Raw genomic sequence first — 12,729 nt, forward strand, 5'->3', positions numbered from 1 at the left:
CGATGAACGCCACATGGCCTGTCCTTGACCCATGGTTAGTATCTGTTAAGAATATGGGGATCCTGTGGCTCCCGGTGGAGGGGGCTCTGTCCGAGGTCACAGGGGCGGCAGTTGCGTGCCAGCGATGGGGCTGGGGGGCGTGCCGAGTCAGGGGGGTGTCCGCCCGCAGTGGGCTTCTCGACCAAGCTCAGCGGGCGAATTGTCTCGGTAGGAGTCGGAGTTGGCGGATCATCCGCGTCTCAGTGTTGTCGTTCCCTTTCAGGATGTTGAGTCTTATCTCGCGGAATGTCTGGAGTCGATCGCGCGTCAGTCGTTCCGCGACTTCGAGGTGATCCTCGTCGACGACGGTTCCACCGACCGTTCGACGGAGATCGTCGCCGAGTTCTGTGCGGCGGACCCGCGCTTCAGACTGATCCGCCAGGAGTCGCACGGGCCGGGGCACGCCCGGAACACCGGCCTGCGGGCCATGCATCCGCGCGGGGAGTTCGTCGCGTTCGTCGACGGCGACGACGTCATTCCCGAGTACGCCTACGAACTGCTCGTCCGCACCCTGGAGGAGTCCGGCTCGGACTTCGTCTCGGGCAACGTGCAGATGATGAACTCCACCAAGAAGTGGCAGTCACCGCTGCACAAGACCCCGATGCAGAAGAACCGGCGCGGCACCCACATCACCAAATTCGAAGCGCTCATCTACGACCGCACCGTCTGGAACAAGCTGTTCCGGCGGTCCTTCTGGGACTACCACTTCATCGAGTTCCCCGAAGGCGTCCTCTACGAGGACTCCTGGGTCAACATGTTCGCCCACTTCCGTGCCGCCAAGGTCGACGTCATCACCGACATCGTCTACTACTGGCGCCGTCGCGAGGGCGGCGCGGCCCCCTCGATCACCCAGCGCCACACCGAGCTGTCCAACCTGCGCGACCGGGTCGCCGCCGTCCAGTCCGTCAGCCGCTTCCTGGCCGAACGGCGCTCGCGGCTGTACGAGGAGAGCAAGCGCAAGTACGACCTCGCCTGCCTCAAGTCCGACCTGATGCTGCATCTGAAGGTCCTCCCGGACGCGGACGAGGAGTACCAGCAGGCCTTCATGGAGTGGGCCAACGAGTTCCTCGACGAGGCCGACGCCACCATCATCGACGAGCTGCCGGCGGACGCCCGGGTCAAATGGCTCCTGGTGCGCGACGGACGGCTGCCCGAGCTGCTGGAGGTCATCCAGTTCGAGCGGCGCGGCGGCCCGATGCCCGTCCAGCGCCGGTTCCACCGCTACCTCAAGTACCCCTACCTCGGGGACCGGGAGGTCGGCCTCGACAAGAAGGCCTACCGGCTCGACAAGGAGTTCTCGCTGCACGGCTCGCTCGGCGGGGCCCGCTGGAGCACGAACGGCCATCTGCTCACCCTGAGGGGCTCGGCATATGTCCGTCTGATCAACGTGCACAAGAAGCACATGTCGGTGAAGGCCATCGCCCTGCGCAACAAGAAGCAGGGGCGGATGGTGATCACCACGGCGAAGACCACCTACGCGCCGCAGGCCACCGAGCAGTCCAACCAGAATCGTTACTGCTACGACTGGGCAGGCTTCGAGGCCAGGATCGACACCACCCGGCTCAAGCGCAAGGGCCAGTGGGTCGAGGGCACCTGGGACGTCGCCGCCGGGGTGCTCAGCCGGGGCCTGTTCCGCTACCGGGGCATCGACCGGGGCGGCGCCGGATCCGCCGCCAACCCGCCGTACCGCTACGTCGACAAGAACACCCGCGTGCTGCCCGTGTTCCTCCAGGGCAAGCTCAAGCTACGCGTGGAGATCGTGCGCTGCCGGATCACCGGCCACCGCGTCAACGGCGACCAACTGGAGCTGAACGGCGTCTATCTCGGGTCCAAGGTCCCCGAGTGGGGCAAGCTCCGGGTCACCAGCATGAGCGGCACCGGGGAGCACGACGCACGGGTCCACTTCGGCGCCGGCGGCGAGGGCTGGTGCACGTTCACCGCCCGGGTTCCGCTGCGCGTCCTCATACCGGGATACCGAGCCGAGGCCCAGGCCGGGGCGGACGTGCCCCAATCCTGGGACATGGGCAGCAACGGCTGGAAGACCACCTTCCATGTCGAGGGCCGGAAGATGACCATCTATCCGGTGGTCGCGGAGGAGACGCCCGACGGGCACTACCGCATGCCCTCCGCGCTCCAGACCCGCGAGGGCGACCGCGAGGTCGTCGTCCACCGCAACGGCTCCGGCTACCTCGTGCTCTTCGAGCGCGCGACCCTGCCCACGGCGAGCGACTTCGCCTGGGGCGAGGACGGTTCACTGCAGATCACGGGCCGCTATCTGGCCGCCGACCGGCTGTCCGCGCGGGAGTACCGCGACGCCCATCTCGTGGTGCGCTCGCGGGCGCACGGGGCGGAACGCACCGTACCGCTCCAGTGGGACGGCAACGCGTTCCGCGCCGTCCTGTCACCGGCGGCCATGCGGACCCTGGCCGGCGAGATCCCGCTGGCCGCCGGGCGCTGGGACTTCTTCCTGCGCCGTCAGGACCTGTCCTCGGTGGCCCGCGAGGACCGCCTCGAAGACCTCATGGTGAAGATCGAGCAGTCCCTCGTCGCATCCTTCCCCCAGGACTTCGAGGAGAACGAGCGCCGCTACGAACTCCAGGCCGAGGCCTACGACCGGCTGTCCCTCCTCGTGCACTCCGCCATGCCCGACTACGCGCGCGGCCCGTACCGCCAGAAGCTGTTGCGCACCAAGGCCTACCCGGCCGCGCGGCGGAAGAAGGTACGCCCCGCGATCCTCTTCGACGCCTTCAAGGGCACCCAGTACTCCGACAGCCCCCGCGCCCTGCACGAGGAACTGGTGCGGCGGGGCGTCGACATCGAGCACCTCTTCGTCGTCCGCGACGACCAGGTCCAGGTCCCCCCGACCGCCACCCCGGTGCGCATGTGGTCGCCGCAGTGGTACGAGGCGCTGGCCACCAGCCGGTACATCGTCGCCAACAACCACCTGCCCGACTGGTTCCAGAAACGTGACGGTCAGATCGTCGTACAGACCTGGCACGGCACCCCGCTGAAGAAGATCGGCCATGACATCGAGGCCATCCACTTCGCGGACCAGCGCTATCTGGAACGGGTCGAGAAGGAGGTGCAGAACTGGGACATGCTGGTCTCGCCCAACAGCTTCTCCACCCCGATCCTCAAGCGCGCCTTCGGATTCCCGGGCGAGATGGTGGAGTCCGGCTACCCGCGCAACGACATCCTGCGCAGACCCGACACGGAGCAGCAGGAGCGGGAGATCCGCCGACGCATCGGCCTGCCCGACGGCAAGCGGGTCGTGATGTACGCGCCCACCTGGCGCGACGACCAGTTCTACGCGCCCGGCAAGTACAAGCTGGACTTCCGCGTCGACCTCGCGGACGCCCGGGCCCGCCTGGCCGCCGACCATGTGCTCCTGGTCCGCCGCCACCCCAACGTGGTCGACCCGGTGCCGGGGGCCGGCGACGGCTTCGTCTTCGACGTCTCGGACTACCCGGACATGGCCGATCTGTCCCTGATCACCGACGTGATGATCACGGACTACTCGTCCCTGATGTTCGACTACGTCAACACCGGGCGCCCGATCCTCTTCTTCACCTATGACCTGGACCACTACCGGGACACCCTGCGCGGCTTCTACTTCGACTTCGAGCGCAGCGCGCCCGGCCCGCTGGTGTACTCCTCCGAGGACCTGGTGACCGCGATCCGGGAGATCGACCGGATCCAGGACGCCTACGCCGAGCGCTACCGCTGGTTCCGGCGGGAGTTCTGCGACCTCGACGACGGCTACGCCTCGGCACGCCTGGCGGACCGGATGCTGGTCGCCGGCGGCGACCTCGCCCAGGAGGAGGCGCGGGCGCCCGCTGTCGGCTCCCTGGACACGAGTCACTCGGGCCGTCCGCTCACGCCGGTCAGCTGGAACGCCCAGCACTGGTTCACCCCGCAGCGGTACCCGGCGCAGCCCGCCACCGAGGTCCCCGGGTCCGTGAACGCGCTGCCCGCCCAGCCCGCGCCGGCCGACACCCTCGTCTCCCGTGGCGCACCGGACGGGCCGCAGCGGCGGATGGTGCGGCCGCAGCAGTCGGCCGCGCCCGCCGGTGCACAGCAGAATCGTTCCCGTGACGAGTCGTCACCCCCGGGAAGGGTCGTCGAGGGCGTGGTCGTATGACGGCGACCGAGCACGGCACCTCATGACGGAGCAAGCCGGTGGACCCTCGGCCCTCGACACCACCGTCGAGGGTCGCCGAGGGTTTCGCTCAGCCCGTGCGCACCCTAAGGAGCAGGGCGAAGTGATCCGACCTGCCGGTGTCACGCACCGTGCAGCGGACCCTGGGCAGCCCGGCGAAGAGGTAGTCGAACTTGTGGCCCGACACATGGGTCGCCCGGCCCGCCCGGGAGGACCCGGAAGCCTGGTCGCACTCCCGCTGGGCGGTGTAGGGGCCGGACGGCCACACCCAGGAGAAGGGGTTGCGGGATCCCGGCGGATTCACGTTGAGATCACCGCCGTACACCGTGCGGCGGGCGGCCCCCGCGTGGGCCAGGGCCTTCAGCTGGTCGTCGCGGAACTCCCAGCCGGGGTGCGCGGCGTCGCTGTGCCGCGGGCTCAGATGGGCGGTGCACACCCGGAGGTCGTGCGCCGCGACCGTGGCGCACAGGATCCCGCGCCGCACCCCCACCGTGGGCTGTTGCGAGGCCACGGAGGCGACGGCCGACAGACGATAGGCGGACAGGATCGCGAAACCGGCGGTACCCGCCCCGGGCGTCGCGCACCGGATCGGTGTCGTACGCCCGGCCCGGTCGCCGCTGGAGTACGCACGGAACGCCGTGTGCCAGGACGTGCCGAGTCCCCGGCGCGCCGACTCCAGCTCCGCGCCGCAGGTCTCCTGAAGGAAGATCACCCGAGCCCCCGCCCGCGTGGCGAGATGGTTCAACTGCGTCTTCTTCTCCGCCCAACTGCCGGTGTCGGCGCACCCCCACTGCCGGACACCGCACATGTTCCACGTCGCCACGGTCAGCGCCCGGGTGGACGCGGCGGAGCGGGTGGGCCCGTACGTCTGGACCATGGTCACCACGGTGGCGAGTCCCAGCAGCGCCGCCGCGGCGACGGCGAGCCTGCGCCACGGGATGCCCATGTGCCCGGTCCCGGGCGGGGAGGTAGCGGGATGCATCACGACATCATGGCCGACCTCCCGATCCGGCCTCGCACCGGCCCGGCTCCGCAGCACCCGACGAGAGCGAAAGCGCACCATGTCTGAAGCAACTGCCAAGGGCCGCAAGGTGATCGGCGGGATCGACGCCTCGGGCGGCCACCCCGTCGAGTACCGGTTCACCCACGCCCGCAGCGGCAACCGGCATCTGATGGTCGTCTTCGCCAACATCTACGCCCCGGACGACTACGGCTGGGCCACCGGCATCCTCGACAACCTGCGCTCCAACATCCTCTGGATCCGCGACCGGTTCGACGACGGGAACACCTACTACCTGTGCAGGGAGATGGACTTCACGGTCGAGCAGTCCGTGATCGGGCTCATCACGAGAGTGATGAAGTCCCTCGGGCTGACCCCGGGAGACGTGACCCTGTGGGGCAGTTCGAAGGGCGGCAGCGCGGCGCTGTACTTCGGGCTCAGATACGGCTTCCGCAATATCGTCGCCAGCGTCCCGCAGTTGCGGATCGGCACCTTCGTGCGCGACGTCTATCCCGACACCGGCCAGCACATGCTCGGCGAGGCGATGACGGACGACGACGTCCGCGTCCTCGACGCGGTCCTGCCCGACCTGCTGGCCTCGGGAGCCAGTCCGGAGACCAACCTCTACCTGGTGTCCTCGCCCCAGGACGAGCAGTATCCGACCCAGGTGGAGCCCTACCTCGGGCTGTTGCAGCGGTACCCGAACTTCAACCTCATCTTCAGCGAGTCCCCGTTCATCACCGACCACGGCAAGGTGACCCAGCGCAACACACCCCCGCTGCTGGGCATCGCCTACCTCCTCGTCGAGGGGATCGCGCCACGCCTGGGGCTCACCAGACACGGCTACGAGGAACCCGACGCCGACAAGTCGGGCATCACGTCCTTCCTTGAGTCGACCGCCGTGGTGCAGGGCTCGTTCGCCGCACCGGTCGTGACCGCGCCCCGCCGGCACGACCTGCTGTCCACGATGCACGTCCGCCTCGCCGGCCGGGCCCCCGGCGCGGTACGCGTCAGCATCTGGGAGCACGGCAAATACCTGGCGTCGGCGCCGGTCGACGCCGACGGCGGATGGACCTGGCACCGGGAACAGCCGTGGGCCGCCGGTGAACACCGGGTCCGGCTCTTCGCTGTCGATGCCAGCGGCTACCAGTCCGAGCGTACGGAGGTGCGGTTCACCACCTCCGAACACGTCACGGCACCGGTGCCGGACTCCCCGGAGCCCCGCCGGACCCTGCTGCCCCCGCTGGTGCACACGCCGGAGCCCTACCAGCAACTCCTCGACGTACAGGTCCGGTTGACCGGCGCGGCCAACGGCGCCACCCAGGTGGGCTTCCGGGAGAACGACGTCTTCCTGGGTTCCTGCCCCCTCGCCCACGACGGCCGCTGGCTCTGGAACGCGGACTGGCGGTGGACCGAAGGCCCGCACACCGTCGAGGTGTTCGTGGTGAACGCCGCCGGCGACGAGTCCCCGCCCGCCCCCGTCACCTTCGCGGTCATCCCGACCCCGGCCGCCCCCGCCCACTGAACCCAGACACCCAGGAACGGATGACGCCCATGTCCCCAGCACCCGTGAACGGGAGGCACCTGCTCACCGGCATCGAAGCCGCCGGGGCGTTCCCCGTCGAGTACCGGTTCGCCCACGCCCAGAAGGGCAACCGGCACCTGGTCGTCGTCTTCGCCAACTTCTCCGCACCCGGTGACTACGGCTGGTCCAACGGGGTGTTCGACAAGCTGCGCGCGAACATCCTCTGGATCCGGGACAACTTCGAGGGCAAGCAGAGCTACTACCTGTGCAGGGGAATGGACTTCGGCCTGGAGCAGTCCGTCGTCACCCTCATCTCGAACGTGATGAAGTCCCTCGACCTCACCACGGAATCCGTCACGCTCTGGGGCGGCTCGAAGGGCGGCAGCGCGGCCCTCTACTTCGGCCTGAAGTACGGCTTCAAGAACATCGTCGCCATCGCGCCCCAGTTCTCGATCGGCACGTACGTGAAGAACGTGCACCCCGGTACCGCCCGGTTCATGCTCGGTGAGGGCGTGCCGGAGGAGAACGTACGGATCGTGGACTCGCTCGTCCCCGACCTGGCCCGCTCCGGCGCCAACCGCGCGGCCAACATCTACCTGGTCTCCTCCCCGCAGGACGACCAGTATCCGACCCAGGTGGAGCCGTTCCTCGGGCTCTTCCAGCACTACGAGAACTTCAACTTCGTCTTCAGCGACTCCCCGCACATCGCGGACCACACCCAGATCGCGGGACGCAACGTCCCCATGCTGATGGGAATCGTCAACCTCCTCATCGACGGCATCGCCCCACGACTCGGGTTCGTGAGCAACGGCTTCGAGGAGCCGAACCGCGACCGGTCCGCCATCGACTCCTACCTCGCCGCCACGAGCAGGGTGCGCGGGGACGAGTTCCTGCCCCCCGCGGTGACGGCACCCGGGCCGGGCGCGGAACTGCGCAGGGACGCCGTACGGCTCACGGGCCATGCCCCGGGGGCGGTCCGGGTGGTCGTCTGGGAGCACGGCAAGTACCTCGGACAGACCGATGTCGACGCCCACGGCGCCTGGTCCTGGGAGCTCGGCAGGGCCTGGAGCAAGGGCGAACACCCCGTGAAGGTCTACGGAGTGGACGCCTCGGGCTTCCAGTCCCGGCGGACCGAGGTGCGCTTCACGGCCGTCGACTCCGGCGCTGCGGCGGTCGCCCAGCCCATGGAGCGGGCTTCCGTCATCTCGACGGCCGGGCCGAGCACCACCGCACCGGTGGTGCTCGAACCGGTGGCCCACGAGCAGGTGATGGACTCACGCGTCGTCTTCGCCGGCTCGGCCGCCGCTTCCACCCAGGTGGGGTTCCGGGAGAACGGAGTCCTGCTGGGCGGCACGGCCGTCGCCCTGAACGGCAGCTGGTCGTGGGAAGCGGGGTGGCAGTGGGCCGCGGGGGCGCACGTCATCGACGTCTTCGCTGTCGACGCCTCCGGTACGGAGTCCCCGGCGACCAGGGTCCCCTTCACCGTCATGCAGACCTCCACCGGAGCGACACCCGCGTCGTACTACGGCGGAACGTACTGAGGCACCGGGCAACCAACCCGCGGACCGAAGGGTCGTACACCCCATGACAGTCGGACGAAGAATCTTCCTCGGCGCCTTCACCGCGGGCGCCGTCACCGTCGCAGCCGGCCCGGACGCGGCGGCCGACGGCGAGTACACCGAGTACACCGCGCCCGCCCAGTTCTACGGCACCTCCACGACCGCCCACACGGTGACCATCAACCACAAGGCCACCTCCGGGTCGGCGGTGGCACTCAACGTGACCTCGGACAACCCCGAGACCTCGGCGATGTATCTGACCGGTGTGGAGACCGGCCGGGGCACGCTGAAGATCGCGCACGTGGGACACGCCGACGGCTCGGACGCGAACGCCTCCGCCCTCTCCATCGACCTCCAGACGACGGGCACGGCCTCCCAGGGCATCTACCTCACCGCCACCAACGGCGCGACCAAGGGCGCCCTGCTCGTCCTGCGCAACAACGACGGCCTGGACGACCTCGTCGTCAAGGGTACCGGCCGGATCGGCGTCGGCATCGACCGCGGGGCCACACCCCAGTCCCAACTCCACGTGGTCCAGCGCACCGGCGCCGCCTCGGCCATCCTCGCCGAGGGCGCGGTACGCCTCGCGAACGTCACGGCGGAACCGACCAACGCGCCCGCCGCGGCCGGCGGCGGCTCCCTCTACGCCCGCGACGGCAAGCTGTTCTGGAAGGGCTCCGCCGGCGCGGTCACCCAACTGGCCTCCGCGTAAGGGGAATTCGGCATGCAACTCACCCCCGACGAACTCATCTCCGAGTTCCACGACGCCGTCATGGAGCTGTACTTCGCCCGCAAGCGCATCGCCAACTTGGAGGCGGAGAACGCCGAGTTGAAGGCGAGGCTGGCAGCGACCGACGCCGAGGCATGAGAAGAGGGCCCCCGCCCAAAGGCGGAGGCCCTCCCCAAGTCACGTCCGTACGGCGGTTGTTACGCCGGAACGCTGGCCACACCCGGCGCCAGGAACGGCTTGCCGTTCACCCGCTCCGACACACCCTCCCGGTCCAGGTACGGCGTGATGCCGCCCAGGTGGAAGGGCCAGCCGGCGCCCGTGATCAGGCACAGGTCGATGTCCTGCGCCTCGGCGACGACACCCTCGTCGAGCATCAGCCCGATCTCCTGCGCCACCGCGTCCAGGACCCGGTCCCGCACCTGCTCCTCGGTCAGCACGGAGTCGCCCTGCTGGAGCAACGCGGCGACCTCGGGGTCGAGTTCGGGCTTGAAGCCGTTCTCGGCGGAGTAGACGTAGAAGCCGCGCTTGCCCGCCTTGACGACGGCCGCGAGGTTCCGGGAGACCGTGAAGCGGTCCGGGAAGGCCCGGTTGAGAGTCTCCGAGACATGCAGCCCGATGGCCGGACCGACCAACTCCAGCAGCACCAGCGGGGACATGGGCAGGCCGAGCGGCTCGACGGCCTTCTCCGCGACCGCGACCGGGGTGCCCTCGTCGATGACGTTCTGGATCTCGCCCATGAAGCGGGTGAGGATGCGGTTGACGACGAACGCCGGGGCGTCCTTCACCAACACCGCTGTCTTCTTCAGCTTCTTGGCCACCGCGAACGCGGTCGCGAGCGAGGCGTCGTCCGTCTGCTCGCCGCGCACGATCTCCAACAGGGGGAGGATCGCGACCGGGTTGAAGAAGTGGAAGCCGACGACCCGCTCGGGGTTCTTCAGCTTCGACGCCATCTCGGAGACGGACAGCGAGGAGGTGTTGGTGGCGAGGATCGCGTGCGCCGGGGCGACCGCCTCGACCTCCGCGAACACCTGCTGCTTGACGCCGATCTCCTCGAAGACGGCCTCGATGATGAAGTCGGCGTCGGAGAAGCCCTCGGCCTTGTCCAGCACACCGGTGACCAGGGCCGTGAGGCGGTTGGCCTTGTCCTGGTTGATACGGCCCTTGCCGAGCAGCTTCTCGATCTCGGCGTGGACGTAGCCCACACCCTTGTCGACGCGCTCCTGGTCGATGTCCGTGAGGACGACCGGTACTTCGAGGCGGCGCAGGAAGAGCAGGGCGAGCTGCGAGGCCATCAGACCCGCGCCGACCACACCCACCTTGGTGACCGGACGCGCCAGCGACTTGTCGGGCGCACCCGCCGGACGCTTGCCGCGCTTCTGGACGAGGTTGAACGCGTAGATGCCGGCGCGGAGTTCGCCACCCATGATCAGGTCGGCGAGGGCCAGGTCCTCGGCGTCGTAGCCCTGCTGGAGGTCGCCGTTCTTCGCGGCCCCGATGATGTCGAGGGCGCGGTAGGCGGCCGGGGCAGCCCCGTGCACCTTGGAGTCCGCGACGAAACGGCCCTTGGTGACGGCCTGGTCCCAGGCGTCACCGCGGTCGATCGCCGGACGCTCGACCTTGATGTCGCCCTTGAGGACGTTCGCCGTCCAGATCAGCGACTGCTCCAGGAAGTCGGCGCCCTCGAAGAGCGCGTCGGCGATCCCGAGGTCGAAGACCTGCTGGCCCTTGAGCTGCTTGTTCTGGTTGAGGCTGTTCTCGATGATCACCGAGACGGCCTTCTCCGCGCCGATCAGGTTCGGCAGCAGCGCGCAGCCGCCCCAGCCGGGGACGAGGCCGAGGAAGACCTCGGGCAGCGAGAACGCCGCGATGTGCTTCGATACCGTGCGGTACTCGCAGTGCAGACCGACCTCGACACCGCCGCCCATGGCCGCGCCGTTGTAGTACGTGAAGGTCGGGACCGCGATGTCCGCGAGGCGCTTGAAGACCTCGTGTCCGCCCTTGCCGATGGCGAGCGCGTCGTCGTGGTTCTTGAGGAGCTCGACGCCCTTCAGGTCCGCGCCGACGGCGAAGACGAACGGCTTGCCGGTGATGCCGACACCGACGATCTCGCCGGCCGCGGCCTCCTTCTCGACCTGGTCGATGGCGGTGTTCAGGTTCGCCAGCGAGGCCGGGCCGAAGGTGGTCGGCTTGGTGTGGTCGAAGCCGTTGTCCAGCGTGATGAGCGCGAACCGCCCGGCGCCGTACGGCAGTTCCAGGTGGCGGACGTGCGCGGACGTCACGACCTCGTCCGGGAACAGCTCGGCCGCACCCTTCAGAAGCTCGGTGGTGGTGCTCACTTGTCCCCCTCGAAGTGCGGGTTCTCCCAGATGACCGTGGCGCCCATGCCGAAGCCGACGCACATGGTGGTCAGGCCGTAGCGGACGTTCGGTTGCTCCTCGAACTGCCGGGCCAGCTGCGTCATCAGACGCACACCCGACGAGGCCAGCGGGTGACCGAAGGCGATCGCGCCGCCGTACTGGTTGACGCGCTCGTCGTCGTCCGCGATGCCGTAGTGGTCGAGGAAGGCCAGCACCTGTACGGCGAAAGCCTCGTTGACCTCGAAGAGGTTGATGTCCTCGATACCGAGGCCCGCCTTGGCGAGCGCCTTCTCGGTCGCCGGGATCGGGCCGTAGCCCATGACCTCCGGCTCGACGCCCGCGAAGGCGTACGACACGAGACGCATCTTCACCGGCAGGTTGTGCTCGCGCGCGAAGTCCTCGCTGGCGATGATCGAAGCGGTGGCACCGTCGTTCAGCCCGGCCGCGTTACCGGCGGTGACCCGCCCGTGCACACGGAACGGCGTCTTCAGACCAGCCAGGTTCTCCAGGGTGGTCCCCGGACGCATCGGCTCGTCGGCGGTGACAAGACCCCAACCGGTCTCGCCCACCTGCTCGTTGGTGTTGCGCACCGAGATCGGCACCAGGTCCTGCTGGATCTTGCCGTTGGCGTACGCCTTGGCGGCCTTCTCCTGCGAACGCACCGCGTACTCGTCGGCACGCTGCTTGGTGATGTGCGGGTAGCGGTCGTGCAGGTTCTCCGCGGTCATGCCCATGAACAGCGCGGAGTCGTCGACCAGCTTCTCGCTCACGAACCGCGGGTTCGGGTCCACGCCCTCGCCCATCGGGTGACGGCCCATGTGCTCGACCCCACCGGCGATGACGGCGTCGTAGGCACCGAAGGCGATGGAGCCCGCGGTGGTCGTGACGGCGGTCAGGGCGCCCGCACACATACGGTCGATCGAGTAACCGGGCACCGACTGCGGCAGCCCGGCGAGAATGCCCGCGGTCCGCCCCAGGGTCAGCCCCTGGTCACCGATCTGCGTGGTCGCGGCGATGGCGACCTCGTCGATCTTCGCGGGGTCGAGTCCGGGGTTGCGGCGCAGCAGCTCCCGGATCGCCTTCACGACGAGGTCGTCGGCCCGGGTCTCGTGGTAGATGCCCTTCGGGCCCGCTTTGCCGAACGGGGTGCGGACGCCGTCGACGAAGACGACGTCCCTGACGGTACGAGGCACGATTGGCTCTCCTCCAGGGTGCGGGATCGGCACTGCCGCGATGCGCTGAGCGCGCGCTCAGTACCCATGCTACTTGCGGGTAACCAACCTGCCCACCCCCGGGGCCCCAAGCGGTGAACGTCACACTCCGAAGACCCTTGCGCCCTACATGCCTGCACATGTCGCCC

The 12,729-nt window shown here is 68.9% G+C and carries 8 protein-coding genes; 5 read left to right on the forward strand and 3 right to left on the reverse strand.

The features are described 5' to 3' along the window. Positions 1-220 precede the first annotated feature (220 nt). Positions 221-4,180: a bifunctional glycosyltransferase/CDP-glycerol:glycerophosphate glycerophosphotransferase gene (locus SPR02S_RS57600; RefSeq protein ID WP_019063302.1), complete on the forward strand. Its 3,960-nt coding sequence runs from the start codon at positions 221-223 to the stop codon at positions 4,178-4,180. 88 nt (positions 4,181-4,268) lie between these two features. On the opposite strand, the gene SPR02S_RS43345 is transcribed toward SPR02S_RS57600, so the two are convergent. Beyond that, a complete protein-coding gene (locus SPR02S_RS43345) occupies positions 4,269-5,180 on the reverse strand; it encodes an endonuclease/exonuclease/phosphatase family protein (RefSeq protein WP_106437132.1) in 912 nt (303 codons plus the stop codon). Between the two features lie 79 nt (positions 5,181-5,259). Between SPR02S_RS43345 and SPR02S_RS43350 the strand changes: the two genes are divergently transcribed. From SPR02S_RS43350 to SPR02S_RS64185, 4 genes are read left to right on the forward strand one after another with little or no spacing between them, the layout of a single operon-like run. After that, on the forward strand, positions 5,260-6,723 hold the full coding sequence (locus tag SPR02S_RS43350; RefSeq protein ID WP_019063304.1) for a hypothetical protein: 1,464 nt from the start codon (positions 5,260-5,262) through the stop codon (positions 6,721-6,723). Between the two features lie 29 nt (positions 6,724-6,752). Further along, entirely contained in the window at positions 6,753-8,264 is a 1,512-nt protein-coding gene (locus tag SPR02S_RS43355; protein ID WP_026151404.1) for a hypothetical protein, read from the forward strand. A gap of 43 nt (positions 8,265-8,307) precedes the next feature. Then, positions 8,308-8,994, forward strand: a complete 687-nt coding sequence (locus SPR02S_RS43360) for a hypothetical protein (protein WP_019063306.1) — start codon at positions 8,308-8,310, stop codon at positions 8,992-8,994. Between the two features lie 12 nt (positions 8,995-9,006). Continuing rightward, positions 9,007-9,150, forward strand: coding sequence for a hypothetical protein (locus SPR02S_RS64185; protein WP_019063307.1), 144 nt, complete (start codon positions 9,007-9,009; stop codon positions 9,148-9,150). Between the two features lie 59 nt (positions 9,151-9,209). On the opposite strand, the gene SPR02S_RS43370 is transcribed toward SPR02S_RS64185, so the two are convergent. Next, a complete protein-coding gene (locus tag SPR02S_RS43370; protein ID WP_019063308.1) occupies positions 9,210-11,348 on the reverse strand; it encodes a 3-hydroxyacyl-CoA dehydrogenase NAD-binding domain-containing protein in 2,139 nt (712 codons plus the stop codon). After that, entirely contained in the window at positions 11,345-12,562 is a 1,218-nt protein-coding gene (locus SPR02S_RS43375) for a thiolase family protein (RefSeq protein ID WP_019063309.1), read from the reverse strand. The genes SPR02S_RS43370 and SPR02S_RS43375 overlap by 4 nt, the downstream gene beginning before the upstream one ends. Positions 12,563-12,729: the final 167 nt, after the last annotated feature.

Origin of the sequence: Streptomyces prunicolor NBRC 13075 (assembly GCF_000367365.1) — a bacterium.
GTDB classification, from domain to species: Bacteria; Actinomycetota; Actinomycetes; order Streptomycetales; family Streptomycetaceae; genus Streptomyces; species Streptomyces prunicolor.

Coding starts and splice junctions, on each gene's coding strand:
- SPR02S_RS43345 (WP_106437132.1), bottom strand. CDS start 5,180: ATGCATCCCGCTACCTCCCCGCCCGGGACCGGGCACATGGGCATCCCG.
- SPR02S_RS43350 (WP_019063304.1), top strand. CDS start 5,260: ATGTCTGAAGCAACTGCCAAGGGCCGCAAGGTGATCGGCGGGATCGAC.
- SPR02S_RS43355 (WP_026151404.1), top strand. CDS start 6,753: ATGTCCCCAGCACCCGTGAACGGGAGGCACCTGCTCACCGGCATCGAA.
- SPR02S_RS43360 (WP_019063306.1), top strand. CDS start 8,308: ATGACAGTCGGACGAAGAATCTTCCTCGGCGCCTTCACCGCGGGCGCC.
- SPR02S_RS64185 (WP_019063307.1), top strand. CDS start 9,007: ATGCAACTCACCCCCGACGAACTCATCTCCGAGTTCCACGACGCCGTC.